Consider the following 1456-nt stretch of genomic DNA (forward strand, 5'->3'; position numbering starts at 1 on the left):
CGTCCTGGCCTTCGCCCTGCTGCGCGCGGCCGCGGCGCGGGCGAGATCGGTCGTCCGCCGGTGACGCGGCTCTTCTACTGGATCGACCACACCGGCACCTACGACGGCAACAGCGGGGTGCAGCGCGTGACGCGCGCGCTCGCCGCGGCGTTGGCGGAGGGCGGGCGCGAGGTGCTGCCGGTGCGCTGGTGCGCGGAGCGCGAGGCCGTCGTCCACGCCGAAGCGCGCTGGACCGAGGGCCTCGCCGCGTACGGCGGCCCGCGCCTCCCGACCGGACCGGCGGCGGGTGAGGCGCTGCACATGGCGGCCGCCGACGGCGCCGGGCCGCCGATCGCCGGCGCGTGGCTGGTGGTGCCCGAGGTGCCGCACGTGGCGGGCGCGGGGGCGCCGAGCCTCGCGGTCGCGCTCGACTACGCCCGGTTCCACGGGCTGCGCAGCGCGGCCGTGTTCTACGACCTTATACCGCTCCGCTTCCCGGGCTACGAAGCCATGGCGGCGGACCACGCCCGCTACGCCCGGGCGCTGGCCGGCGCCGACCTCGTGCTCGGCATCTCGCGCGACTGCACGGAGGACCTGCGGCGCTGGTGGGCCGGGGAGGGCCGCGACCCCGCCCGCCTGCCGCGCCTGCGCGCCCTGCCGCTGCCGGAAGAGATGCCCGACACGCCGCGCGGGATGGACGCGGAGGAGCCGCCCGCGCCGCCGGTGCGCTTCCTGTCCTTCGGCACGGTGGAGCCGCGCAAGAATCAGGTCGAGGCGATGCGCGCCTTCGCCCGCCTGCGCGCCCGCCGGCGCGACCTCGACATGCGCTTCGACCTGGTGGGCAACATCCACGGCGCCGTGGCCGCCGCCGCCGAGGAGATCGCGGCGCGGGAGCCGCGCATCAGCTTGCACGGCTACCTGCCGGACGACGAGGTGCGCGCCCTCCTCCAGCGGTCGCACGCCACCGTTTTCGTCTCGAAAGCCGAGGGCTACGGCCTGCCGATCGCGGAAAGCCTTTGGCTCGGCCGCCCGTGCCTCTGCTCGGACCACGGCTCGATGGCGGAGATCGCCGAAGGCGGCGGGTGCCTCGCCGTTCCCGCGTCCGACCCCGCGGCGATCGAAGCGGGCTTCGAGCGGCTGGCGGCGGACCCGGCGCTGCGCCGGCGCCTCGCCGCCGAGGCCCGCGGCCGCCCGCTCCGCCGCTGGCGCGACTACGCCGACGCGCTGCTCGCCGCTCTGGCCGAAGCGCCGCTCCTGCCGAATATGCTCCTGCTGGAAGGCTCGAAGGCCGCCGCCGACCCCGGGCCGCTGGAAGGCGCGGGCATGGCGGTGCGCCGCCTCCACTGGCGCCCGGCGTCGCGCGCCCTGCTGCCGGGCGCCGCCGCGGCGCCGGAACAGCCCGCGCCGGGCGACGGCAGGCTCGGCGGCCTTTGGGCGGCGCTGCCGTCCTCCACCTGCGCCGGCGCCGCCGAAGCGG

1 protein-coding gene is annotated in these 1456 nt (G+C 78.0%); it reads left to right on the forward strand.

Features of this window, described 5'->3' with window-relative positions; translation table 11 throughout:
* Positions 1-60: 60 nt before the first annotated feature.
* Positions 61-1456: glycosyltransferase (locus ABD067_RS06340; protein ID WP_343894352.1), on the forward strand; the 1396-nt coding region annotated here is incomplete at its 3' end.

Origin of the sequence: Craurococcus roseus, assembly GCF_039523795.1 — a bacterium.
GTDB classification, from domain to species: Bacteria; Pseudomonadota; Alphaproteobacteria; order Acetobacterales; family Acetobacteraceae; genus Craurococcus; species Craurococcus roseus.